Below are 25,144 nucleotides of genomic sequence, written 5' to 3'. Positions count from 1 at the left end.
TCAACACCGGAAATATTTTATGCCGGGCAGTTTCCGATTCGATACGCATAACCGCGATAAAAGCTGACAGCGCTTTCATCGGTTGCCATTGGGCGCTTGCAAGCCCGCGGTAAGGAGAACGACATGAACATGGATAGGACCCGCGATATTGCCGCGATGCTACTGCGTGCCGCGAAACGCAAAAGACTCGTGACTTATCAGGAACTGCACGCGCTTTTCGGTCGCGACGAACCGTTGCAAGGCCGCTATCGCGCATTGGAGGACGCGGCGCGCTCACTGAGCGATTGCGCGTCGCTCGACTACGGTTGCCTGATGAGCCTCGACAACGGCCTGCCGGGCGATGACTTCTTTAATCGCTTCAGGCACGGCAGGCCGCGTGAGTACGAAAAGGTGATGGGCTTCGGATCGGCGGGACGCTCGATGACGAAGAAACGACTGATTGCGGATGCCGAGCGTCTGCGCGTGTTCGAACATGCATCTCAGATTGCGGCCAGTGGGAGGGTGGCGAACACGTTGCGCCCGTATGCCATGTCGAAATGCACGTAGCCCATTCACAGTCGCTCAACGGCGACACGCTCTCCGATTGAGAGAAATGCGAAACGTCTCTAAGCCACAAGGCAATAGCCGACGATAAAAAAATCCGCGCGAAGTGCGATAGCGGTATTGTCTTTTCGCCACAAAGCTTATTCTCGTGGTGCGCAAGGCAGTATTTAACAGTGTCTAATTGCGGCGTGTGGCGTGCATGAATTAATCGGTACGCACGGCGCGTCTTAATTCGTGAGGGCTCTGATTAGGCCCGCCATAAAATTGGAATTGAATTGCCGCGCCAGTTTTGTTGATCACTGAAACGGGCTGCACCCGGCGCCAGTTGTGGCAGGCGAAAGAGTCGCGGTTCGGACGATTCGCGATCGTCACCGGGCATCGGTGTGCATCACCTGTGGCGTGGGGGCCGACACGCTGCACGCGCATCGACGGTGGCGCGTGCGATGCGTACTGGAAGCCTTTTCCGAAGAATTCACAATTTGACATAAGATAAATTATCAACGAAAAGTCTGTTAGTCCAAAGTCGAATATCGAGATCGACTCGTTTTTTGGGCATTGCGCCGAAATCCAGCGCGCAACGTCGCAGTCGCAGCATTTTCCAAATCGCCCAACGAGATCTACAAAACTGTCAGAGAAATCCGCTTTAGATTTAATGATCGAGCTCAATCGCCTGAGGGCTTTATGTACGCTGGCGCACATTGTGCGCGCCTCGTAGGGAATATTTTTCAATACGGTCGTAGAACAAAAAGCAAATGGAAATTTGGGCTATGGACACCCTGACAGACGTGCGTGGGCAGACGGAGACTAAGCGGATTCGAATCGACAAAAGCGTCGCGTTGAAGTCTTTTGACGACGTGATTCCGCAGGAGTCGATCGTCGAAATCAACGACTTCATCGACCACCTGTTTGGCACGACGGCACCGCGCTCGCAGTCCGGCGCAGAGATTGCAGAGATGCTGCGTCGCGGTCAGGCCTTTCGCGAGCTCGAACAGTCGATCTGCGCGAATGCGCGCGCGATGGCCGCGAAGTTCGGTCGGACAAACTTACCGACTGAGCCGTTCCACGTACTGCGCTGTGCGAGCAAGACTTCGTTGGCCGAGAGCCACTGCCGCCACTACGACTCGCACCTGCTGACGCTGCTGATTCCGCTTCAGCTCGCACCCGACGGAGTTCACAACGGCGACCTCGTGATGTACCGCAAGCCGCGCCTGTCCGTAACGACGCTGACCAACGTGATCTGCAAGATGCGCCATGGCTTCCTGCAAAGCCTGCCGCTCAGCTGGCGCAGCTGGCATACCTTGCATGATCTGCGTGTCGGCAACTGCAAGCGCATTCCGGTCAAGCCGGGCAGCGTCTACGAATTCAACGGCTTCGCACTTCAGCATGCGAACCTCGACGTACAGAACGGACAGCGGCGCACACTCCTCATTCACTACTACGACCCAGGCCACTCGCTCGGTCTGAGCAGCGTGCTGCGGCGCGGACGGATCGGCTGAGGTCCGCCCCGCAAGCCTGAAATTGTCCACCTTGGCTTGCCGATTCCGCAATCGCACATCATAAGTCCTCCTGAATCGAACCAGAGGCCTTGCTTGCGATCGCAATGCATAAATGCACCACGGCCCGCGGCACGCCCGGCGCTGCGCGCGCCAGCCATCGCACTGCCCTATCGCCCCGACAAAGCAAGCGGATTTCACTTTGCTTTTAATCCGGCATAGACTGAATTTTCCGTTAGACGCTTTCTCCGCACTTGCCGTGGCCGTTGCCGCGCACGGCGACGGATGTTTTTGTCGTGCTCCACGAGCCGATGGCAGCCTAACCGGTTCGTGCCTGATCAACACTGAAAAGGGACGACTTATCATGGCCGATACCGGTTACATGGCACGCAAAACCGTTGCTGATATCGTCGCCAGCGCGGACGTCGAAGAAGGCCGTCACCTGTCGAAAACGCTGGGCGCGACGAGTATCACCGCGATGGGCATCGGCGCGATCATCGGCGCAGGCATCTTCGTGCTGACGGGGACCGCCGCCGCGCAGTTCGCGGGGCCGGCCATCACGCTGTCGTTCGTGCTGGGCGGCATCGCGTGCGCGTTCGTCGGCCTGTGCTATTCGGAGCTTGCGGCGATGCTGCCCGTGTGCGGGAGCAGCTACACGTACACGTATGCGACGCTCGGCGAGATCTTCGCGTGGATCATCGGCTGGGACCTGATCCTCGAGTACGCCATGGGCGCCGCGACCGTCGCGGTCGGTTGGTCCGGCTATATCGTGAGCCTGTTGCGCAATGTCGGCATCGACATTCCACCTACCCTCGCCGCCGCCCCCGGCACCGTCGTCAAACTGGCCGATGGCTCGACGGTCACCGGCGTGATCAACCTGCCGGCCGTGTTGATCATCGCGATCCTGACCACGTTGCTCGTGATGGGGACGAAGGAGTCGGCGCGGCTCAACAACGTGATGGTCGCGATCAAGCTGACCGTGGTGGTCGCGTTTATCGCCATCGGCCTGTTTTTCATCAAGCCGGAACACTGGCATCCGTTCATTCCTGCCAATACCGGCCAGTTCGGCAGTTTCGGCATGAGCGGTATTCTGCGCGGCTCGGCCGTGGTGTTCTTCGCGTTCATCGGCTTCGATGCGGTGTCGACCGCCGCGCAGGAAGCGCGACAGCCGCAGCGCGACATGCCGATCGGCATTCTCGGCTCGCTGATCATCTGTACGGTGCTGTACATCCTCGTCGCCGGCGTGCTGACCGGCCTCGTTGCGTACCCCGAACTGAACGTTCCTGATCCGATCGCCAAGGGCGTCGACGCGATCGGGGTCACGTGGTTCTCGATCCTGATCAAAATTGGCGCGTTGTCGGGGCTGACCACCGTGATACTCGTGCTGCTCTATGGACAAAGCCGCATCTTCTTCACGATGTCGCAAGACGGTTTGTTGCCGCACTTTTTCTCAAGGGTCCATCTTCGTCTGCATACACCCTATCTGAGTCAGATCCTGATCGGCACCGTCGTCGCGATCGTCGCGGCGCTGACACCGATCGGCGTGCTCGGCGAGATGGTCAGCATCGGCACCCTGTTCGCGTTCGTCCTCGTGTGCGGCGCGGTGCTCTATCTGCGGCGCAGCGACTCCGAGGCGACGCGTCCATTCCGGGCGCCCGGCGTGCCGGTCGTGCCAGTGCTCGGCATCCTGTTCTGCCTGCTGCTGATGGTTGGCTTGCCGCTCGTCACGTGGCTGCGGCTCGTGGTGTGGCTCGTGATCGGCATGACGATTTATCTGTCATACGGCCGCAACCATTCGGTGTTGCGGCATCCGGAGCGCAAACGTACGTGAGTGTGTGGCGACTCGGAATATTTTTCAGGCGCATCGATTTCGATGACAATTGCATGCCTTTGAATTGCGGCAATTGCCGGATGGCAATTGACATGTAATTGACAATTACCATTCAAGATCTCGTCTGCGAGCGGGAATCCCCCGGTCGTGACCGCTGCGTCCGCCGCCTGGTCGTTGCGAGTCCATTCCACTCGCGACCACCAAGAATAAATTGACAAGCCACCCAGACACGGTAGGATCAACAGAAATCTTTTCCCCGCATTAACGCGCCCACACACGTTCTGAATAGTTAATTCGACCGCAAACCGTTAAAACCGTCACCGATCTCACGTGCAAAAAAGACTGCCTTGATCAAAGGAGTTTCTCTTGCTTTGCTCCGCACTCCGCCTGCGTAGTCGTGCCGTATCGCTTCTGATCACCGGTTTGCCGCTCCTGCTTGCCGCCTGCAACGACCGGTCGCAGACTCCCACCGCCGCGTCGATGCCGCCGGTTCCCGTGCTGGTCGAAACGGTTTCCACCACCCTTGTCGCCGATGTCGTCGAGTTGCCTGGCCGCATCGAGGCCGTGCGCACCGCCGAGATTCGCGCGCGCGTCGACGGCATCGTCCAGCGCACGCTCTATCAGGAAGGCACGGACCTGCCGGCCAACGCCCCACTCTTCCAGATCGACGCGAGCGACTATCGCGCGCAGTTGCAGCAGGCGCAGGCCGCGCTCACGCGCGCCACCGCCGTGCGCGACAACGCGGCGTCGGTGGTGGACCGTTTCAAGCCGCTCGTCGGCCGTCATGCGGTCAGCGCGCAGGAATACGACGCCGCGCTCGCGACCATGCAGCAGGCGCAGGCCAATGTCTCCGATGCGCAAGCTGCGGTTTCGCTTGCGCAACTGCGGCTCGATCGCTGCATCGTACGCACGCCGATCGCCGGGCGCGCGGGCCGCGCGCTCGTCACCGAAGGCGCGCTCGTCAGCGCGGGCGCCGCCACGCTGCTCACGCAGGTCAATCAGCTGACGCCGATCAACGCGGTGTTCACGCAGTCGAATACCGCGATGCTCGACGTCGAGCAGCAGATCCAGTCGGGCGCGCGCAAGCCGACCAGCATGAAGCACGTCGAGGTGCAACTGATCCTTGCCAACGGCCAGGTCTACAACGAGCGCGGTTTTCTGGACTTCGCCGATCTCGTCGTCGATCCGTCGACCGGTACGCAGACGGTGCGCGCGCGGTTCGCGAATCCGGACCGCACGCTGTTGCCGGGGCAGTTCGTGCGCGGGCGCATCATCGCGGCGGGCAATCTGCAGGGCATCCGTATTCCCGAGCGCGCGGTGCAGCTCGACAACGGCATTGCAAGCGTTGCGTTGGTCGCCGACGACGGCACCGTGGTCCGCCGCAATATCAATCTCGGCGAACAGGGCGAAGGACGCTGGACCGTGCGCGACGGTCTGAAGCCCGGCGAGCGCCTGATCGTCGATGGCTGGCAGAAGGTGCAGCCGGGTCAGCGGGTCGACGCGCGACCCGCCCCCGAGGCGTCGCCAGCGGCGCATTCGGCCGCGTCGCCCGCTCCCGCTTCGACCGCGCACTGACGGGCTCGCCGATGAATCGATTCTTCGTCGCCCGGCCGGTCTTCGCGTGGGTCATCGCCCTTTTCATCGTGCTGTTCGGCACGATCGCGCTCACGCTGTTGCCGGTCGAGCAGTACCCCGACGTTGCCCCGCCGTCGCTCAGCATCACCGCGGCCTTCAGCGGCGCCGACGCGAGCACGCTAGAGCGTACCGTCACGTCGATCGTCGAAGACGAGATGAACGGCATCGAGAATTTTCTGTACATGTCGTCGGTAAGCCGCTCGAACGGCACGATGCAGATCACCGTGGTGCTGAAGCCCGGCACCGATCTCGACATCGCACGCACCCAGGTGCAGGACCGTCTGAGCCGCGTCGAGCCGCGCTTGCCGCTCGAAGTCCGTCAGGTCGGCGTGCGCGTCACGAAGGCGTCGTCGGGCTTTCTGATGCTACTTGCGCTGCAGGCGACCGACGGCACCACCAGTGCCGTCGCGATGGGCAACTTCGCGTCGAACAACATCGTCAACGAGCTGCGCCGTATCGACGGTGTCGGCGACGTGCAACTTTTCGGCTCGTCGTACGCGATGCGGATCTGGCTCGATCCGCGCAAGCTCGCGGGCTTTGGGCTGTCGGCCAGCGAGGTGTTGCAGGCGATCCAGGAGCAGAACAGCCAGACCGCGGGCGGCGGCCTCGGCGATCAGCCGATCGCGCCGGGCTCCGAGTTCACCGCGCAGATCGTCACGCAAAGCCGCTTCACGACGCCCGAGCAGTTCCGCGAAATCATCGTGCACGCGAATCCGGATGGCTCGACCGTGCGGGTGGGCGACGTCGCGCGCGTCGAGCTCGGCAACGACAGCTACGGCAACCGCCTGACCGTCAACGGCAAGGCGTCGGCCGGAATCGCGATCCAGCTCGCGAGCGGGGCGAACGCGCTCGCAGTCGCCAACGCGGTGCGCCAGCGCATGGCCGAATTGCAGCCGATCTTCCCGCGCGGCGTCGCGTGGACCGTGCCGTTCGACACCACGCCGTTCATCACGACCTCGGTGCAGGGCGTGATCCGCACGATGGTCGAGGCGCTGTTGCTCGTGACGGTCGTGGTGTTCCTGTTCCTGCAGGACTGGCGCGCGACCGTGATCCCGACGATCGTGGTGCCGATCGCTTTGATCGGCACGTGCGCGGGGCTCTATCTGTTCGGGCTGTCGATCAACATTCTGTCGCTGTTCGGCATGGTGGTCGCGATCGGTATCCTCAACGACGACGCGATCGTCGTCGTCGAAAACGTCGCGCGCATCATGCGCGAGGAAGGGCTCGGCGCGCCGCGCGCAACGGTGAAGGCGATCGGGCAGATATCGGGCGCGGCGATCGCGAGTACGCTGGTGCTCGTCGCGGTGTTCATTCCGATGGCGTTTTTTCCGGGCTCGACGGGCGGCATCTACCGGCAGTTTTCGGTCACGCTCGCGGTGTCGATCCTGCTGTCGACGCTGTTGGCGCTGACACTCGGCGCGGCGTTGTGCGCGGCGCTGTTGCGTAGCGAGGCGGCCGCCAGGGAGCGGCCGAAGAACCCGGCGTCAAGAATGCTGCATCGCGTGTTCGACGGCTTCAATCGCGGGCTCGATGCGGGCACCACGCGCTATATCGGCGGCGTCGATGCGATGTTGCGCTCGCCGCTGCGCTGGCTGCTGGTGTTCGTCGCGGCCTGCGCGATCACCGTGTTTTTCTTCACGCGGCTACCGACCGGCTTTCTGCCGACCGAGGACCAGGGGCATATCTTCATTACGTATACCGGCCCGCCGGGTTCGACCGACCAGCGCACGCAGCGCGCGATCGACCAGGTCGAGGCGTTTCTGCGAACCCAGCCGCAAGTGCGCAACGTCGCATCCGTGACGGGCTTCAGCTTCTTTGGCCAGGGGCAATCGGCGGCTCTGTCGTTTGTCGATCTGGAGCCGTGGGACGAGCGCTCGGGCGAGGCCAATTCGGCGAGCGCGCTGGTGCGTCGCGCGAACGCGGCGTTTCGGCAGATTCCCGAGGCGATCATTTTTGCGCTCGACCCGCCGGCGATTCCGTCGCTCGGCAACGCGACCGGCTTCACGATGAAGATCCAGGATCGCAGCGGCATCGGCGGCGAACCGCTGCAAGAGGCCGCGCGGCGGATGATGATCGAGGCGTCGCAAAGCCCTCTTCTCGCGGGCGTGCGCGCCGAGGGCATGCCGGAAGCGCCGCAATTGTATGTCGAGATCGACCGCGTGAAGGCGCGCGCATTAGGCCTGCAAATCGGTCAGGTCAACCAGGCGCTAGCGCTGACGTTCGGCGCGAACTACGTGAACGACTTCGTGTTCGAGGGCAACGTGCTGCGCGTGCTGTTGCAGGCGGACGCCGAGCAACGCATGCGTGCCGAGGACGTGACTTCGCTGCGCTTGCGCAATAACCGCGGCGAGATGGTGCCGTTCTCCGCGTTCACGCGCGTGCGCTGGATTTCCGGACCGCAGCAGCTAGAACGCTATAACGGCTTTCCGTCCGCGACGCTGTCGGGTCAGGCCGCGCCCGGCCGTTCGAGCGGCGCGGCGATCGCCGAGATGGAGCGCATCGCGTCGCACGTGTTGACCGGCAACCTGAGTTACGAATGGACCGGCACCGCGCTCGAGGAAAAACAGGCGAGCGGCCAGATCGGCATGCTGCTCGGGCTGTCGCTCGTGGTCGTGTTCCTGTTGCTCGCGGCGCTGTACGAGAGCTGGGCGATTCCGGTCGCGGTGTTGCTGATCATCCCGTTCGGCGTGATCGGCGCGGTACTGTTGACGATGCTACGTGGACTGTCCGCGGACGTGTATTTCAACATCGGCCTCGTGACGATCATCGGCCTTGCCGCGAAGAACGCGATTCTGATCGTCGAATTTGCGATCAAGGAGGAATCCGAAGGAAGGGACGCGCTAGCCGCCGCCAAAAGCGGCGCACAGCAGCGTCTGCGCCCGATTCTGATGACGAGCGTCACGTTCGTGTTGGGCATGCTGCCGCTCGTGCTCGCGACCGGCGCGGGCGCGGCGAGCCGCCGCGCGGTCGGCACCGGCGTGATGGGCAGCATGCTGACCGCGACGTTGTTCGGCATCTTCTTTACGCCGCTGTTCTATGTCGCCGCGCGACGCTGGCTGAGCCGCAACAAACGCAGCATCGATCTCGACGATGACGATCTGCCGACGGCCATGCCGCGCGATTCGGGTGGAGGGCAGCGCGATGCGTAGATGCCTTCATGTGCGCCTGTTGCTGCCCCTCTTCTGCTGCTCGCTCGCCGCCTGCAACTTTGCGCCGAACTATCAGCAGCCCCAATTGCCGATCGCCGATCATTTCGACACGACGGAGACCGCCAATCCGGCCACCGCGCATCTGGCAAGCGAAGTCGACTGGCAGACCTTCTTCGCCGATCCGCGACTGAAGCTGCTGATCGAGGCGGCGCTCGAGCACAACCGCGATCTCGCTGCGTCGATCGCGCGCATCGAGCAGGCGCGCGCGTTTTATCGCATCCAGAATGCCGCGCGTTTGCCGCAGGTCAATGTGAACGCGGGTGCGACCCGCACCAGGGCGCCACTCGGTTCGATCGATCCCGAGTTCGACAACACGGACATCTCGGTCCAGTTCAACCAGTACAACGTTCAGGCGACGGTGACGTCGTTCGAACTCGACTTCTGGGGGCGCGTGCGCAACACCAGCGAAGCCGCGCGGCGTCGATATCTGGCCACTGTCGACGCGCAGCACGCGTTCCGTTTGTCGCTGATCGGCAATGTCGCGTCGAACTACTACGCGATCCGCTCGGGCGAGGAAGGCATCGAGCTTGCACAACAGACGCTCGACAGTCGGCGCTACGCGCTGGAAGTCGCGAAGATGCGGCTCGACGCGGGCGTCACGTCCATGGTCGATTACGACCAGGCCGCCATTCTGGTCACGCAGGCGCAGACGCAGCTGGCGGAGCTGCAACGGACCACCGCGCAGCAGCGCCATCTGCTCGAGGTGCTGATCGGCGGGCCGCTCAACCAGTCGCTACCGCAGGCGCCGCCTATCGCCGACGCCGCGCAGTTCCGCGAGCTCGATGCGGGCCTGCCCTCCGCGCTGCTGATCGACCGGCCGGACATCCAGCAGGCCGAGCAGCAACTGCGCGCAGCCAATGCCGACATCGGCGCCGCTCGCGCGGACTTTTTTCCGCGCATCGCGCTGACGGGTAGCTTCGGATATGTGTCGCCCGAACTCGGCGATCTGTTCGTGCCGGCCAAGCAGGCGTGGTCGTTCGGCGCGCTGGTCGGCATGCCGATCTTCGATGCGGGACAGCGCCAGGCGCAACTATCGCAGGCGCGCGCGCGACGCGACGAACTGGTCGCCGATTATCAGCGCACGGTGCAGAACGCGTTTCGTGAAGTTTCCGACGCATTGGTCGCGCGACAACGCTACAAGGAACAGATCGCGGCGCAGGAACAGGCGGTGCAGGCGCAGCGGCAACTCGCCGAAACGGCGGAGCTGCGCTACGAAAACGGGATCTCGATCTATCTCGAGGTGGTGGATGCGCGACGCAATCAGTTTGCCGCAGAACAGCAGCTGATCCAGCTTCGGGCGACGGCTTTGCAGAACGGGGTGTCGCTTTACGTCGCATTGGGGGGCGGGCCCGACGAGCCGCGGAACGTCTCGCAAAGCACGTCTCACGCTGAGGGGGGCCAGCCGTCCAACTGAGGCACGCGCGCCACAGCAGCGCGTCGTGCCCGCCGCCGGCATTGCACCGGCCGGTTCTACTCATCAGCCAAGCGTTACGTCGACCGATGCTTGTTCACCATCGCGCACCACGGTGACAGACACGCTGTCGTCGGCCTGAGCGATCATGCGGCGCAGCTGCTCGACGCCGTGAATCACCTTGCCGTCGACGGCAACGATGATGTCGCCAGCCTGAATACCGGCTTCGGCGGCCGGACCGGTGGCCTGCTGCACCACCACGCCGCCCGGCAACTGCGCTTGCTGCTGTTCGTCCCTGCTCAGCGCACGCACGGCGACGCCGAGACGCGGACGGTTTTGCTGCTGCGGTTGTTGCTGCTGCTCTTCGGGTGGCGCGGCCGACGCCATCTCCGACGCTTGCTGCGCGCCCACCGTCACCGCCAGCTTGCTTTCGCCGCCGTTGCGCCACACGCTGATCGTCGCTTTGCTGCCCGGCGACAGTTGCGCGACCTGACCGATCAATTCGGTGGGGTTACCGATATGCTTGCCGTTCACGCCGACGATCACGTCGCCCTGGCGCAGACCGGCTGCGTGCGCGGGACCATCCGGGTCGACCGAGCCGACCAGGGCGCCGCCCGTCGAGTCGAGGCCGAGCGCCTTGGCCTTGTCGGCGCTGAGCGGCTGGACGCCCACGCCGATGCGGCCGCGGCTTACGTGACCGGTACTCACGAGCTGGTCTTTCACGTGCATCGCCGCGTCGATCGGAATAGCGAACGACAGTCCCTGGAAGCCGCCGGTGCGCGAGTAGATCATCGAGTTGATGCCGATCACTTCGCCGTTCAGGTTGAACAGCGGACCGCCCGAATTGCCCGGGTTGACCGGCACGTCGGTCTGGATGAACGGAATCGGGCTATCGTCGGAGAACGAGCGCGATTTCGCGCTGATGATGCCCGAGGTCACCGTGCTGTCGAAGCCGTACGGCGAGCCGATCGCCACGACCCATTCGCCGACCTTGCTGCTGTCCGGGTTGCCGATCTTCACGGTCGGCAGATTGGTCGCGTCGATCTTCACGACGGCGACGTCGGTGGCCTTGTCCTTGCCGATCACGCGCGCGTGGAATTCGCGGCCGTCGGTGAGTTTCACGGTCACGCTGGTCGCGCCGTCTACGACGTGATTGTTGGTCAGGATGTACCCGTCCTGGCTGATGATGAAGCCCGAGCCGAGCGCTTCACCGCCGCTCTTGCGTTCACCGTTCTCGTCGACCGACGCGGCTTCTTTCACGCCGATATGCACGACCGCCGGGCCATACCGCGTCACGATGCTGGAGAAGTCCGGTGCCGACGAGCGCGAGCCGACGATATCCGCCGCCGCGTGCAGCGACGACGTCGGGCCCTGCGCGTCGTTCACCGACGCATCGGCATTGCGATGGCTGAGCGCATACGCGCCGCCGATTGCGAGGACGACGCCGATCGCAGCGCTACCGCGCCAATAGTTTTTGGTGGTCATAGTCAGGGAATGTTGCGGAGGGTTACATGGAGGATGCGTAATGTAGTGGCCTCCACTTAAAGCAGACTTAAAGATGGTGTTCGATCAGAATTCGCGCGCAGGCCTTGTTTTAGGCGCTTTTTGCGTGTCGTGCGGCTTTTATGAGATAGCAACACGCGCATCTTTCGCGCGATTCGAGAACGGATGCGGCGTCGCTTTATCGTGCCTGACCAGTAATTTCCCCAGGATTGACCCCGCCCAAAGCGGTTCCGATAATAACCATACTGTGGACTTTTTATCCACAATGTGGACAGTGTTTTTTTCTGCACACTTCGCGAGGTATTTCCCATGCCAGAGGCAAATCAATCCGACCTGACGCCGTACCAGCTACCGTTCCCGAAGGAAGCGCAAAAGGAAATCGTCGTGCCCTTCGCGATTCCGACCGACAAACGCGTGTGGGTCCCGCAGGCAGAAAACGTGTCGTTCCGCCCACTGTGCCTGAATGCGTCGCAGGGATACTGGATGAATCTGCTGCGCGTACGCCGCTCCGGTGTGTTGAGCCGGCATCGTCATCCGCAGGCCGTGCACGGCATGGTGCTCAAGGGCCGCTGGCGTTATCTCGAGCATGACTGGGTCGCGACCGAAGGCAGCTACGTGTACGAGCCGCCGGGCGAAACGCATACGTTATATGTGCCCGAGGACGTCGAGGAAATGATCACGTACTTCCAGGTCAACGGCGTGATGTTCTATTGCGATCCGTACGGGAACTACACCGGTTACGAAGACGTATTCACGAAGATCGACATGTGCCGCAAGCACTACGCGGCGGTGGGCCTCGGCGAAGACTACGTCGACCAGTTCGTCCGGTAAAAAACCGCGCAAGCCCCGACGGAACCAACAGGCAGGACACACCGCAATACCGACAGGCACGGCAACACCATTCCCACACAGCAGGACCCATTGCGCAGGAGACAAACATGCTTCAGAAGTCGCAGCGTCTGAAACGTATCCAGGTGGTCGCCGTCGTCTTTCTGACGGTGGCGGGCATCGTCAATTATCTCGACCGCAGCACGCTGTCGATCGCGAATCATCTGGTCAGCGAGGAATTGCATCTGTCCGCTTCGCAGATGGGGCTGCTGCTGTCCGCGTTCTCGTTGTCGTATGCGTTCGCGCAGTTGCCGGTTGGCGCGCTGCTGGACCGTTTCGGATCGCGCGTGATGCTCGGCCTCGGCATGCTCGTGTGGTCGATCGCCCAGGTCGCGGGCGGCTTCATCCAGACGCTCAATCATTTCCTCACGGCGCGCGTCGTGCTAGGCATCGCCGAGGCGCCGCTGTTTCCGGCCGGCGCGAAAGTCGTCAGCGAATGGTTCGCGGTACGCGAGCGCGGCACGCCGATCGGCACCTTCATCTCGTCATCCACCATTGCGCCGATGATCGCACCGCCGCTGCTCACGGTGCTGATGCTTTCCTTCGGATGGCGAACGATGTTCGTCATCATGGGCGTGGCCGGCATTGCCGTCGCGCTCGCGTGGTACCTCGTCTATCGCAATCGCAGCGAAATCGCGCTGACCGAAGAAGAAACCGCGCATCTGAACGAAGGCGCGACCGGCCAGGAGAACCCGCAGGGCCTCAGCTGGTCCGAATGGGGCGCGCTGTTCAAGCTGCGCAACACGTGGGGCATGATCTTCGGCTTCATGGGCGTGATCTACATGGTGTGGCTCTATCTGACGTGGCTGCCCGGCTATCTGGAGCGTGAGCGTCATCTGAGCATCGCGCACACCGGCTGGCTCGTCGCGATTCCGTATGTGTTCGGCACGATCGGCATGGCGAGCAGCGGCGTGATCGCCGACTATCTGTTGAAGCGCGGCATGGCGCCGATCCGCAGCCGCAAGTGGCCGCTGTGCGTCGGTCTCGTCGGCGCGGCCGCATTCACGGTGCCGGCCGCCTACACACCGAGCACGACGCTCGCGATCGTCTACGTGTCGCTCGCGATGCTGTTCGTGAACCTGTCGAGCGGCAGCGCATGGGCGCTCGTCAGCGTCGCCGCGCCGCGACATCTGGTGGCGTCGCTCGGCAGCATGCAGAACTTCGGCGGCTATCTGGGCGGCTCGTTCGCGCCGGTGATCACCGGCATCGTCGTCGATCGGACGCATTCGTTCGTCAACGCGCTGCTGATCAGCGCGGCCGTCGCGTTCGCGGCGGCGCTCGTCTATCTGTTCGTCGTCCAGGAAGTGGCGCCCGCGCCGCTCGCGAGCTCGATCGAGACCCAACCCACCTGAGGCGGCTTCTCCCATGACATTCCAGAACCAGCTCCTCGAAGGCAAGACCGCGCTCGTGACCGGCGGCTTGTCCGGTATCGGCGCGGCGATCGCCAACACGCTCGCGCAGCTTGGCGCGCACACGGTGGCGGCTGGTTTGCCGCTGCCCGAAGGCACGCCCGATACGCTCAATCGCGAGATTGCGCGCGTCACGCTGGATGTCCGCTCGGGCAACGCCGTAACGGCCACGGTGAACGCGTTGGATCGTCTCGACATCGTGGTCAACTGCGCGGGCGTGATCAGTCGCGTCGAAGAACATCGGCTCGACGTGTTCGAACGCGTGATGGATATCAATCTGAACGGCACGATGCGCGTGTGCGCCGCCGCGCGCGAGTCGTTGAAGGCGTCGGCGGGCTGCATCGTCAATACGGCGTCGATGCTGAGTTTTTTCGGCGGCGGTCTCGTGCCCGCTTATAGCGCGAGCAAGGGCGCGGTGGCGCAGCTAACGAAGTCGCTCGCGATCGCCTATGCCGCCGACGGCATTCGCGTCAATGCGGTTGCGCCGGGCTGGATCGCAACGCCGCTCACCCAGGCGTTGCAGGACGACGATGGCCGCTCGCTGGCGATTCTGGAACGTACGCCGCTGCGTCGCTGGGGCACGCCGGAGGAAGTCGCGCAGGTCGCGGTGTTCCTGTGTTCGCCGGCGGCGTCGTTCATGACGGGCGCAATCGTGCCGGTCGACGGCGGATATCTCGTCGCTTGATCGAGTCGTCGCGTGAAGCGGCGCCGCCGTCGTTCGACGCCATCGATAAAGGCATAATTGCGTACCCCTGCCCTGCCTCTGTGTGATGTCGAGTTCCGCTTCCAAACCCCGTTCCCACGCCGGCGCCGCCGGCCATGATGCTGTCGGGCACGCCGACAACAAAGCCGACTCCAGGGCCGTCGCCGGCGCCGCCGCGTTCTCGAAGTTCATTGCGGTGCTGCAGCTGATCGCCGATGCGCCAACGCCGCCCAACGTCGCGAAGCTGAGCGCGGCGAGCGGCTATCCACGCCCGACCGTCCATCGCATCGTCGCGGCTTTGCAGGCTGAAGGGCTGATCGTCGCGAGCGGCAGCGGCAGCACCTTCGGCCTCGGACCGCGCCTGATCAACCTTGCGAGCCATAGCTGGGAGCGCTCGGATCTGCGGCTCGCGGCCGTCGATGCGTTGATGGCGTTGCGCGACTTCACATCGGAGACGATCCACCTCGCGGTGCCCAGCCAGGGCGAGATGGTCTACATCGAAAAGCTCGAAAGCCCGCACGCGGTGCGCATGGCATCGCGCATCGGCACGCGTGTGTCGCTGACGTCGAGTTCGGTCGGCAAGGCGTATCTGGCGACACTCAGCGTGGCCGAGCGCGAGGCGCTGCTGAAGAACGCGCCGCTCGAGCGTTTCACCGAGCACACGCTGACCGACCTCGACGCCGTGCGCCGCGAGCTGGACGCGACCGCGCAGCGCGGCTACGCGGAAGACCGCGAGGAGAACGAAGTATCGATCTGCTGCTACGGCGCCGCGATTCGCGGCCCGGACGGCCGCGTGGCCGGCTGCGTGAGCATCAGCATGCCGACCTTCCGCCGTCGCGACGATGTGCAAGCCACTTACATCGAGCCGCTGCTTGCGGCATGCCGCACGATCGCGGCGCGGCTGGGGCCGGCGAGCGGCAGATAGCGGACGATACTGCGGCCGCGCCCGTCGATAAACTGCTATTCTTGCTGTCGCGCGGCCGCTCTGGCCGCCCGCCGCGTGCAAGCGGCAGACCCCGACAAGCCCCCGGCGGCGCTCACGCGCCCGCCTTCGCAAAGACAGGAATACGCATGTTCGGTTTTCTGCGCGGCTACTTTTCCAACGACCTGGCAATCGACCTCGGCACGTCGAACACGCTGATCTACATGCGCGGCAAGGGCATCGTTCTCGACGAGCCGTCCGTCGTGTCGATCCGCCAGGAAGGCGGGCCGAACGGCAAGAAGATCATCCTCGCCGTGGGCCGCGAAGCGAAGCAGATGCTCGGCAAGGTACCGGGCAACATCGAGGCGATCCGCCCGATGAAAGACGGCGTGATCGCCGATTTCAACATCACCCAGCAAATGATCAAGCGCTTCATCCAGATGGCGCACGAGTCGCGGCTGTTTGCGCCATCGCCGCGCATCATCATCTGCGTGCCGTGCGGTTCGACCCAGGTCGAGCGCCGCGCGATCAAGGAGGCCGCGCATAGCGCGGGCGCCTCGCAGGTCTATCTGATCGAGGAACCGATGGCCGCGGCGACGGGCGCCGGCCTGCCGGTGTCGGATGCAACCGGTTCGATGGTCGTCGATATCGGCGGCGGCACCACCGAGGTCGGCGTGATCTCGCTCGGCGGCATCGTGTACAAAGGCTCGGTGCGCGTCGGCGGCGACAAGTTCGACGACGCCATCGTCAACTACATCCGCCGCAACTACGGCATGCTGATCGGCGAGCAGACCGCCGAGGCAATCAAGAAGGAAATCGGCTCCGCGTTTCCGGGCTCCGAGGTCATGGAGATGGAAGTCAAAGGCCGCAACATGTCCGAGGGCATTCCGCGCAGCTTCACGGTGTCGAGCAACGAAATCCTCGAAGCGCTGACCGATCCGCTGAATCAGATCGTGTCGTCGGTGAAGATCGCGCTGGAACAGACGCCGCCGGAACTCGGCGCGGACATCGCCGAGCGCGGCATCACGCTCGCGGGTGGCGGCGCGCTGCTGCGCGATCTCGACCGTCTGCTCGCCGAGGAAACCGGCCTGCCGGTGTTCGTCGCAGAGGCGCCGCTGACCTGCGTCGTACGCGGCTCGGGCATGGCGCTGGAGCGGATCGAGAAGTTCGGCAGCTCGTTTTCCTACGATTGATGCGCGTGCCGAACGCTGAACGATGACGACCCTGCCCGCCTACGAGCCGCCCGTCGACGAAACCGAGCTGCTGTTGAAATGGATTCGCCGCGCGCGCGAATCGCAGATGAGCCATTACGACATGGCGGATCTGCTGTCGGCGCGCGAGCGCCGCATGGGCTGGCTCGTGACCGCGCTGACCGCGTTCGTCGGCACGGCGGTGTTCGCGTCGTTGAGCGCGCCGCCGGTGTCGATCGAGGTGCGGATAGTCGTTGGGCTCGTCAGCGTGGCGGCGGCGATGTCGGCCGCGTTGCAGACGTTCCTGCGCTATGCGGAGCGTGCCGAGAAGCATCGCGCGGCCGGTGCGCGCTATGGCGCGGTGCGTAGGCGGCTCGAAGCGGTGTTTGCCGGCGACGCCGATGCGCGCGAAGCGCACTACCTCACCGGAATCCGTACCGAACTCGACCGTCTCGCCGAAGACTCGCCGAACGTGCCGCCGCGGATCTTCTATCGCACGCAGCGCACGTTGCTGGCGGACAGGCCGCGTCGGCGTGATGCGTGAAACAGGCGGCCGGGCGCGTTTTGGCCTTCGCCTTCGCCTTCGCCTTCGCCTTCGCTTTCGTTTCAGTTTCAGTTTCAGATCACAGATCGTCCGCGCTGATACCCAGCTCGGTCGCCATGCGCCGCACGACGGCCTGCAGACGGCTGACTTCATCGGCGAGACGCTTCTGCTCGGCCTTCAGCGCCTCGAATGCCGACGGCGGCACGCTGTCGTCCTCGGCGAGCGCGGACTGCGCGGCTTCGGTGATGCTGACTTCGCCGCACAACAGATGCATCCAGCGATTCTCACGCTCGCCCGCCATACGCGGCAGCCGGACGACGCGAGGCGGATCGTTCGCGGCCAGCTCGTCGAGAAACGCCTCGACCGACGAAATATCGGCGAAGCCATGCAGGCGCGCGCTGTTCAGGCGCAATTCGGCGGCCGTTTGCGCGCCGCGCAGCAGCAGCGTGGTCAGCAGCGCGATCGACTGTCCCGGCAGCCCGAGCACGCGGTTCATGTTGTGCTCGAAGCGCGGTACGCGGCTGCTGCTGCCTTCGAACACGAGGCTCAGGCGTTTCAGCCCGTCGACGGCGGTCAGCACCTCGGCCTCGGTCGCGCTCATCACCGGCGCGCGGCCGGTCTTCTGATTGCATCCGAGCGTCAGCGCGTTCAGCGACAACGGATAACTGTCGGGTACCGTGTGCTGTTTTTCGACGAGCACGCCGAGAACACGTCCTTCGAGCGCGGTCAGCGCGCGCAGCGAAGGTCGGGAAGGAGCGTCGGGAGTCGAATTCATGGGATTGCGAGGTCTCGTGGAAGATGCGCGCGCCGTTCGCGGCTGGACGGCGCGTTCTGTCAGGTGGGCACTATGATAAACGTGGCGAGCGCGGCGCGGCGAGCGAATCTGCGCTGCCGGCGAAGCGCGCACGCCGGCAAAACCCGCCACATCTGCTAGTGTGAGTTGATCGACATTCTGTTTCGCGGAGACGCCATGCGGTCCACAAGCTCGAGATCGAGCGAATCTGCCCGCTTGACCGACGCGCAGATCGCCGCCGAAGCAGCGCGCCGTCTCGCGTGGGATTCGGCCGTGCCGCCACGCGCCGTGCGCGTGAAGGTCGCGCGGGGGCGCATCACGTTGTCGGGCGAGCTTCAGCGCGAAGCACAGCGCGCCGCGATGCTCGAAGACGTGACGCGTCTGTTCGGCGTCACCTCAGTCGTGGACCGGACCGTCGTCCGCAAGGGCTGACCTCAGTCAGGCGGGTCAGCTCCCGCCCGCTTGCAGCAGTTGCCGGCAATGCCGCGCGATCTGCCTTTCCTCCTCGGTGTGCAACACCCTCACCTTGCCCGCCGGATCGTTTTCGACGAGCCCAAGAAACGCAAGCCCATCGCATACGCGCCGCCGAACCTCGGCGCTGTGCTCGCCGATCCCGCCGGTAAACACGAGCAGATCGATGCCGCCAAGCAGTGCCGCGTACCCGCCGATCGTCTTGCGCACCGCGGTCGCGAAGGCATCGAGCGCGAGCGACGCCCGCGCGTCGCCGGCCGCCGCGCGTTTTTCGAGCACTTGCATGTCGCTTTCGCCGTCCGCGTAACCGGCCAGCCCGCTGCGGCGATTGAGCAGCGCTTCCAGCGCATCGGCGTCGAGCCGTTCCGCGCGCAGCAGATACAGCAGCACGCCCGGATCGAGGTCACCGCAGCGCGTGCCCATCGGGATGCCGCCGGTCGGCGTCAGGCCCATCGACGTATCGACCGAGCGGCCGTCGAGTAGCGCGCACAGGCTCGCCCCATTGCCGAGATGCGCGAACACCGCTCGCGACGGCAACGCCGCGCCGAGCTGCATGACCAGCGATTCGTACGACAGTCCATGAAAGCCATAGCGGATCACACCAGCGTCCGCGTAACGGCCCGGTAACGCGAGCTGCGCCGCACGCGGCGGCAGCGTCGCGTGAAACGCGGTGTCGAAGCACGCATAGTGCGGCGCGTCGCCGAAGATCTGCGTGGCTTCATCGATGAGCGCGAGTGCCGGCGGAATATGCAATGGCGCGAAGTGCAGCGCGTCGCGCAACTGACGGCGCACGTCGTCGGTGATGAGCTGGTGCGTGCGCAGATGCGGACCGCCATGCACGACGCGATGCCCCACCGCCGAGGGCCGCTCATGATGCTGCTGCGCGAGCACCTGCGAGAGCGCCTGCAACGCCTCGGTCTGCGATTCGAGCAAGTGCTCCTGCTGCAACAGCACGCGGCCATCGGCCGCTTTGATCCGCAGCCGGCCGTCGTCGCGGCCGATGCCCTCGGCCGCGCCTTCGAGCAACAGTGTTTCGTCGTTGGCCGACCGGGCGAACAGCCCGAACTTCAGCGACGACGAACCGCTGTTCAGCACGAGGATCGTCCGTTCCTGATCGTGATCGTGCATGGCGCCTCCTCGCTCAGCCTTTCCACGTCCAGTTGCGGATTTCCTCCTTGTCGATCCCTTCCTCGTGCGCATACGCGAGATGCTCGATGATCTGCCCGCGCAGCCACTCCTTCGTATGATCGCCGACGCCGCGCAGCGACGGCACGCGATCGATCGCATCGATCGCCAGCGTGAAGCGGTCGACGCCGTTGATGATCGCGAGTTCGAGCGGGGTATTGATGTTGCCCTTCTCGTTATAGCCATGCACGTGCATGTTGCCGTGATTCTGACGGTTGTACGTGAGCTTGTGCACGAGCGCCGCATACGAGTGGAAGTTGAAGATCACCGGCTTGCTGGTCGTAAACAGCGAATCGAAATCGCGGTCGGACAGTCCGTGCGGATGCGCATGCTCGGGCATCAGGCGGAACAGATCGACCACGTTGACGAAGCGGATCTTCAGCGTCGGGCAGCGCTCCTTCAGGATCTGCACGGCGGCGAGCGCTTCCATCGTCGCGATGTCGCCCGCGCACGCCATCACGACGTCCGGCTCGACGCCCTGATCGGTCGACGCCCAGTCCCAGATGCCGATGCCCTTGGTGCAATGCGTGACGGCCGCGTCCATGTCGAGATAGTCCAGGTGCGGCTGCTTGTCGGACACGATCACGTTCACGTAGTCGCGCGAGCGCAGGCAGTGATCGGCGACGCTCAGCAGACAGTTCGCGTCGGGCGGCAGATAGATGCGCACGACGTCCGGGCTCTTGTTCGTGACCACGTCGAGAAAACCGGGGTCCTGGTGCGTGAAACCGTTGTGATCCTGGCGCCACACGATCGACGTGATCAGCAGATTGAGCGACGGCACCGGCTGCCGCCAGCCGAGCTCGCGCTTGGCTTTTTCGAGCCACTTCGCGTGCTGGTTGAACATCGAGTCGATCACGTGCACGAACGCTTCGTAGGTCGCGAAGAGTCCGTGACGGCCGGTCAGCGCATAGCCTTCCAACCAGCCTTCGAGCGTGTGCTCGCTGAGCATTTCCATCACGCGGCCATCGGGCGACAGTTCGCCGCCGTCGGCGTCGCCCGGTTCGAGCGCGGCGAGCCAGGTCTTGCCCGACGCTTCATAGACCGCGTGCAGCTTGTTGCTCGAAGTTTCGTCGGGACCGAACAGCCGGAAGTTCGACATGTTGTTGCGCATCACGTCGCGCAGGAACGTGCCGAGCACCGCGGTCGGCGACGTATACGCCGCCGCCGGTTTCTTCACGGCCACCGCGTAGTCGCGGAACGGCGGCATGTCGAGCATCTTGCACAACAGCCCGCCGTTCGCGTGCGGATTCGCGCTGATGCGGCGCGCGCCCTCGGGCGCGAGCGCGCGCAGTTCTTCGACGAGCCGGCCGTTCGCATCGAACAGCGTTTCGGGGCCGTAGCTGCGCAGCCAATCCTCGACGATCTGCAGACTCTTGCGATTGCTCACCGCATCGGCCACCGGCACCTGATGCGAGCGCCACGAGCCTTCCACCTTGTGACCGTCGACTTCCTTCGGCCCGGTCCAGCCCTTCGGCGAGCGCAGCACGATCATCGGCCAGCGCGGCCGCGTGGTGTCGTTGTTCTGCCGCGCATGCTGCTGGATCGCGCGAATTTCGCCGATGCATTGTTCGAGCGTCGCGGCCATCTGCTGATGCATCGTGTCGGGATCGTCGCCTTCGACGAAATACGGCTTGTGCCCGTAGCCGACCATCAATGCTTCGAGTTCCTCACGCGGAATGCGCGCGAGCAGCGTCGGGTTGGCGATCTTGTAGCCGTTCAGATGCAGCACCGGCAGCACCGCGCCGTCGCGGATCGGGTTCAGGAATTTGTTCGAATGCCACGACGTGGCGAGCGGGCCGGTTTCCGCTTCGCCGTCGCCGATCATCACGGTGACGATCAGCTCGGGGTTGTCGAACGCGGCGCCGTAGCCGTGCGACAGGCAGTAGCCGAGTTCGCCCCCTTCGTGAATCGAGCCCGGCGTTTCGGGCGTGCAATGCGAACCGATGCCGCCCGGGAACGAGAATTGCCGGAAAAAGCGCTGCATACCGGCTTCGTCCTCGCTGCGGTCCGGATAAATTTCCGAGTAGTGGCCTTCCAGGTAGCAGTGCGCGAGGCTCGCGGGGGCGCCGTGACCGGGGCCGGACAGAAAGATCACGTCGAGATCGTGTTTGCGGATCAGCCGGTTCAGATGCACGAGCACGAAGCTCTGGCCAGCGTCGGAACCCCAGTGGCCGAGCAGCCGGTTCTTGATGTGCTCGGGCTTCAGCGGTTTGCGCAGCAACGGGTTGTCGCGCAGATAGATCATGCCGACCGACAGGTAATTGCATGCGCGCCAGTAGCGATCGAGGTTGCGCAGCGTATCAGGGTCCAGAACTTGCGGTGGGTTGGGATGCGAGGTTGCTTCGGCCATGGCGTCACTCCTCGAACAGAACTGTCAGGCTGGTTGGCGGATGATGCGGCGCACTCGAAACGAAGCCGGGCGGTGCGAGTCGAATGTACCAGGCTGCTCAAACGGGGGCGAATGCTTTCTACCTCTCGCAGTATGTCGCGCTGAATGTGGCATTCATACTGCAACTCCCTTGCGCTGTCTGCTTTCTTTTCGTGATTTTCTATCTCAGGTCAACGGCCACCATGTCGACATCTCCCAGTGCGCTCAAAGTGCTCGTGATCCTGGTCCTTACGCTCGTGTTCACATGCCTGGCTGTCGCCATACCGATCGGCATATTCGGGCTACTGGTCAAGCTGTTCGGCCACGGCTAGCACAGCGGTGCGGCTGCCAGCGTGCGAGCGCGAGCGCCACGGAATGTGTATGCTCGCTGAAAGACCGGGCGCGGCATTGGCAATGCGCCGCTCATTCATCGCAAGGAGAGTGCCTTGACCGACCACACCGACCACACCGACAACCCGCCCGCATCGCAACCCGATCCCGAATTGCAGGCGCTCGCGCGCGAAGTCTTCGACCTTGCGCGGCGCGGCGATGCGACGATGCTCGCGGCCGTCATCGAGAAAGGCGTGCCGCCGAATTTGCGCAACGAGCGCGGCGACAGCCTGCTGATGCTCGCGAGCTACCACGGCCACGTCGATGCAGTGCGCACGCTGCTCGAGCGGGGCGCCGATGCGAACCTGCGCAACGACGCGGGCCAGACGCCGATCGCGGGCGCCGCATTCAAGGGCTTCGACAAGGTGATCGAAACCTTGCTCGCGCATGGCGCCGACGTCGAAGGCGCATCGCCCGATGGCCGCACCGCGCTGATGATCGCGGCGATGTTCAACCGCACCGCGATCGTCGATCTGCTGCTCGCGCACGGCGCGGACCCGCATGCGCGCGACGCGAACGGCGTCAGCGCGGCCGATGCCGCCGCACGGATGGGCGCGGCCGATACCCACGCGCGCCTGAAAGCGCTGGGCGCGTGAGCCCGCGATTTCACCCATGAAACGGCGGCCGCACACCGCGCGCGGCGCCGCCTAGTTGCCCTTCGCGCTACGCAACAACGTTTCCACGTCGATCTCCGCCAACTCGCCGATCCGCCCGACCGTCACATCCGCGGGCGGGTTGCTCGCGATCTCCTTCGCATCGAACGCATAGTGTCCCTGGCGCGGAAACACGGTGGTCAGCTCCGCGCCCCATGCCTTCTTCATCGCGCTCAGAATTCGCAGCTTGTCGTCGACCATCACGTAATGGCGCGCCGGATAGCATTCCATCACCTGGTCGAGCATCAGCTCCTTATGGATGTAAATCAGCACACGCCCGTCGACTTCGTCCCACAGGCCCGAGCGCGAAATCTTGCGCGGCTGGAACACGACGTCGCCATCCGACAGGATCGCCGTCGGCCCGTGCTTGCCGAGATGCCGCAGCGCGTCGAGCGCACCCGGATAGAGCCGGTTCGCAAACGGATACTCGATCAGGAACGACGACATCAACAGCAGGCGCGTGTCGCGTGGATGCTCGGTCCGGTAGCGCTGCAGCGCGCCGAGGTAGTCGGCGTAACCGAGTTCGGTGCGCAGGTTTTCGAAGATCTCCCAGTAGCGCGCACTGTTCTCCTCGCCGAACTGGCCCATCATGTGCGCGCGCAGATCCTGCAGAACGTGATCGTTGTCGAGCAGCGTGTTGTCGCAATCGAACAGAAACACGACGTCGTGCGGCGTGGCGGAGGTGACTGGCATCGGGGTTCCTTGTGGCAAGTTCGGCGGGACGGTTCGGCGGATCGGCGTGATAGCAAACGCGTGGATGGCCTCGGCTACTTCAGCCCGCCATCCGGCGCGACGGGTTTTTCCGCGTGGCCGCCGAAATCGTGCCGCATCGCCGACAGCACGCGATTCGCGAAATCGGCTTCTCCGCGTGAACTGAAGCGCGCAAACAGCGCCGCGCTGAGCACCGGCGTCGGCACACCTTCGTCGATGGCCGCCGCGACGGTCCAGCGCCCCTCGCCCGAATCCGATACTCGGCCCGCATAGCCTTTCAGTTCGGAGTCGCTGGCGAGCGAGCCGGCGATCAGGTCGAGCAGCCACGAGCCGATCACGCTGCCGCGCCGCCAGACCTCGGCGATATCCGCGAGATTCAGATCGTACTGATACAGCTCGGGACGGCGCAGCGGCGAGGTCTCGGCATCGGCCTCGCGCGCGTGCCGGCCGGCGTCGGCGTGGCGCAGCACGTTCAGACCCTCGGCGTAGGCGGTCATCAGCCCATACTCGATGCCGTTATGAACCATCTTGACGAAATGCCCCGCGCCTTGCGGGCCGCAATGCAGAAAGCCCTGCTCAGCGGTGCTCGCGCCCGCCGCGCGGCCCGGTGTCGCGCTCTGCGTGCCCACGCCGGGCGCCAACGTCGAGAAGATCGGTTCGAGCCGTTTGACGACCTCAGCCTCGCCGCCGATCATCAGGCAGTAGCCGCGCTCGCGCCCCGCGACGCCGCCGCTCGTGCCGACGTCCACGTAGTGAAGCTGGCGCGCGCCGAGTTGCTGGCCGCGGCGGATGTCGTCGTGATAGTAGGAGTTGCCGCCGTCGATCACGACGTCGCCCGGCTCGAGCAGCGGCACGAGCTGGTCGAGCGTCGCGTCGACCACGGCGGCGGGCACCATCAGCCACACGGCGCGCGGCTTGTCGAGCTTCGCGACGAGGTCTTCGAGCGAGCTCGCGCCGGCCACGCCTTCCTGCTTCAGCCTGTCGACCGCCGCCGGCTGCACGTCGTAGACGATGCACTGCTGCGCTCCCCTCGTCAGGCGCCGCACCATGTCGGCGCCCATTCGTCCCAATCCAATCATGCCTAGCTGCATGGCTCGCTCCGAAAGATGCTGCGTTGCGCTGCCCGATTTTCCGGTCGTCGTGTTGCGGCGGCGTGGCTGCCCTTAAGCATAGGCGCTGTGTCGCGAGCTACGCTGAATGTACCGAAGCAAGCCGCACTTTTTTCCAGAGGCGCAGCGCGGCTCAAAGTTCCACGTAGCTGGAGGCGCGCCGCATCCGCACGAAAGCGAACG

At 64.3% G+C, this 25,144-nt stretch carries 22 protein-coding genes; 15 read left to right on the top strand and 7 right to left on the bottom strand.

What is annotated here, in order from left to right:
• The first annotated feature begins 123 nt into the window (after positions 1-123).
• The gene (locus HDG39_RS26480; protein ID WP_184009998.1) at positions 124-546 is read left to right on the top strand and encodes a hypothetical protein; all 423 of its coding nucleotides are present in this window, start codon (positions 124-126) and stop codon (positions 544-546) included.
• 201 nt (positions 547-747) lie between these two features.
• Here the strand turns inward: HDG39_RS26480 and HDG39_RS26475 are convergent, their stop codons facing one another.
• Entirely contained in the window at positions 748-1,272 is a 525-nt protein-coding gene (locus HDG39_RS26475; RefSeq protein ID WP_184009996.1) for a hypothetical protein, read from the bottom strand.
• Between the two features lie 38 nt (positions 1,273-1,310).
• On the opposite strand from HDG39_RS26475, the gene HDG39_RS26470 reads away from it, so the two are divergent.
• The 5 genes from HDG39_RS26470 to HDG39_RS26450 all read left to right on the top strand — a co-directional run bounded on the left by HDG39_RS26470 (position 1,311) and on the right by HDG39_RS26450 (position 10,125).
• On the top strand, positions 1,311-2,039 hold the full coding sequence (locus HDG39_RS26470; RefSeq protein WP_184009994.1) for a hypothetical protein: 729 nt from the start codon (positions 1,311-1,313) through the stop codon (positions 2,037-2,039).
• Between the two features lie 361 nt (positions 2,040-2,400).
• Positions 2,401-3,867: an amino acid permease gene (locus tag HDG39_RS26465; protein ID WP_184009992.1), complete on the top strand. Its 1,467-nt coding sequence runs from the start codon at positions 2,401-2,403 to the stop codon at positions 3,865-3,867.
• Positions 3,868-4,233: 366 nt separating this feature from the next.
• Positions 4,234-5,442, top strand: coding sequence for an efflux RND transporter periplasmic adaptor subunit (locus HDG39_RS26460; RefSeq protein ID WP_184009989.1), 1,209 nt, complete (start codon positions 4,234-4,236; stop codon positions 5,440-5,442).
• 11 nt (positions 5,443-5,453) lie between these two features.
• Positions 5,454-8,651: a multidrug efflux RND transporter permease subunit gene (locus HDG39_RS26455; RefSeq protein WP_184009987.1), complete on the top strand. Its 3,198-nt coding sequence runs from the start codon at positions 5,454-5,456 to the stop codon at positions 8,649-8,651.
• Positions 8,644-10,125, top strand: coding sequence for an efflux transporter outer membrane subunit (locus HDG39_RS26450; protein WP_260328271.1), 1,482 nt, complete (start codon positions 8,644-8,646; stop codon positions 10,123-10,125). Before HDG39_RS26455 ends, HDG39_RS26450 begins: the two co-directional genes overlap by 8 nt.
• 63 nt (positions 10,126-10,188) lie before the next feature.
• On the opposite strand, the gene HDG39_RS26445 is transcribed toward HDG39_RS26450, so the two are convergent.
• Positions 10,189-11,607, bottom strand: coding sequence for a trypsin-like peptidase domain-containing protein (locus HDG39_RS26445; protein ID WP_184009983.1), 1,419 nt, complete (start codon positions 11,605-11,607; stop codon positions 10,189-10,191).
• A gap of 327 nt (positions 11,608-11,934) precedes the next feature.
• Between HDG39_RS26445 and HDG39_RS26440 the strand changes: the two genes are divergently transcribed.
• From HDG39_RS26440 to HDG39_RS26415, 6 genes are all read left to right on the top strand, one after another.
• Positions 11,935-12,456 carry a 2,4'-dihydroxyacetophenone dioxygenase family protein gene (locus HDG39_RS26440; protein ID WP_184009981.1) on the top strand — a complete coding sequence of 174 codons (522 nt, stop codon included), beginning with the start codon at positions 11,935-11,937 and terminating at the stop codon, positions 12,454-12,456.
• A gap of 107 nt (positions 12,457-12,563) precedes the next feature.
• Complete coding sequence (locus HDG39_RS26435) at positions 12,564-13,865, top strand: MFS transporter (RefSeq protein WP_184009979.1); 1,302 nt, start codon at positions 12,564-12,566, stop codon at positions 13,863-13,865.
• 13 nt (positions 13,866-13,878) lie between these two features.
• Complete coding sequence (locus HDG39_RS26430) at positions 13,879-14,607, top strand: SDR family NAD(P)-dependent oxidoreductase (protein WP_184009977.1); 729 nt, start codon at positions 13,879-13,881, stop codon at positions 14,605-14,607.
• A gap of 85 nt (positions 14,608-14,692) precedes the next feature.
• A complete protein-coding gene (locus tag HDG39_RS26425) occupies positions 14,693-15,550 on the top strand; it encodes an IclR family transcriptional regulator (RefSeq protein ID WP_184009975.1) in 858 nt (285 codons plus the stop codon).
• 146 nt (positions 15,551-15,696) lie between these two features.
• On the top strand, positions 15,697-16,740 hold the full coding sequence (locus HDG39_RS26420; RefSeq protein WP_013091688.1) for a rod shape-determining protein: 1,044 nt from the start codon (positions 15,697-15,699) through the stop codon (positions 16,738-16,740).
• Positions 16,741-16,762: 22 nt separating this feature from the next.
• Positions 16,763-17,281, top strand: a complete 519-nt coding sequence (locus HDG39_RS26415) for an SLATT domain-containing protein (RefSeq protein ID WP_184009973.1) — start codon at positions 16,763-16,765, stop codon at positions 17,279-17,281.
• Positions 17,282-17,360: 79 nt separating this feature from the next.
• Here the strand turns inward: HDG39_RS26415 and HDG39_RS26410 are convergent, their stop codons facing one another.
• Positions 17,361-18,056, bottom strand: coding sequence for a YceH family protein (locus HDG39_RS26410; protein WP_184009971.1), 696 nt, complete (start codon positions 18,054-18,056; stop codon positions 17,361-17,363).
• 195 nt (positions 18,057-18,251) lie between these two features.
• On the opposite strand from HDG39_RS26410, the gene HDG39_RS26405 reads away from it, so the two are divergent.
• The gene (locus tag HDG39_RS26405; protein WP_184009969.1) at positions 18,252-18,506 is read left to right on the top strand and encodes a BON domain-containing protein; all 255 of its coding nucleotides are present in this window, start codon (positions 18,252-18,254) and stop codon (positions 18,504-18,506) included.
• A gap of 15 nt (positions 18,507-18,521) precedes the next feature.
• Here the strand turns inward: HDG39_RS26405 and HDG39_RS26400 are convergent, their stop codons facing one another.
• Both HDG39_RS26400 and HDG39_RS26395 read right to left on the bottom strand, forming a co-directional pair.
• Positions 18,522-19,673 carry an acetate/propionate family kinase gene (locus HDG39_RS26400; RefSeq protein WP_184009967.1) on the bottom strand — a complete coding sequence of 384 codons (1,152 nt, stop codon included), beginning with the start codon at positions 19,671-19,673 and terminating at the stop codon, positions 18,522-18,524.
• A 13-nt stretch (positions 19,674-19,686) separates the two neighbouring features.
• Positions 19,687-22,080: a phosphoketolase family protein gene (locus tag HDG39_RS26395; protein WP_184009965.1), complete on the bottom strand. Its 2,394-nt coding sequence runs from the start codon at positions 22,078-22,080 to the stop codon at positions 19,687-19,689.
• A gap of 221 nt (positions 22,081-22,301) precedes the next feature.
• On the opposite strand from HDG39_RS26395, the gene HDG39_RS35245 reads away from it, so the two are divergent.
• Together HDG39_RS35245 and HDG39_RS26390 are read left to right on the top strand one after the other, a co-directional pair.
• Positions 22,302-22,430 carry a hypothetical protein gene (locus tag HDG39_RS35245; protein WP_260328269.1) on the top strand — a complete coding sequence of 43 codons (129 nt, stop codon included), beginning with the start codon at positions 22,302-22,304 and terminating at the stop codon, positions 22,428-22,430.
• Positions 22,431-22,544: 114 nt separating this feature from the next.
• Positions 22,545-23,084 (top strand): ankyrin repeat domain-containing protein, encoded by a 540-nt coding sequence (locus HDG39_RS26390; RefSeq protein ID WP_184009963.1) that lies wholly within the window; start codon positions 22,545-22,547, stop codon positions 23,082-23,084.
• Positions 23,085-23,135: 51 nt separating this feature from the next.
• Here HDG39_RS26390 and HDG39_RS26385 read toward each other — a convergent pair whose 3' ends face one another.
• Entirely contained in the window at positions 23,136-23,834 is a 699-nt protein-coding gene (locus HDG39_RS26385) for an HAD family hydrolase (protein ID WP_184009961.1), read from the bottom strand.
• A gap of 74 nt (positions 23,835-23,908) precedes the next feature.
• Positions 23,909-24,943, bottom strand: coding sequence for a phosphogluconate dehydrogenase (NAD(+)-dependent, decarboxylating) (gene gnd, locus HDG39_RS26380; protein WP_184009960.1), 1,035 nt, complete (start codon positions 24,941-24,943; stop codon positions 23,909-23,911).
• Positions 24,944-25,144 lie beyond the last annotated feature (201 nt).

This window comes from Paraburkholderia lebeckiae (assembly GCF_014201005.1).
Lineage (GTDB): Bacteria > Pseudomonadota > Gammaproteobacteria > Burkholderiales > Burkholderiaceae > Paraburkholderia > Paraburkholderia tuberum.
The sequence above is the reverse complement of the archived record's forward strand: the minus strand, read 5'-3'. Positions and strand labels throughout refer to the sequence as shown.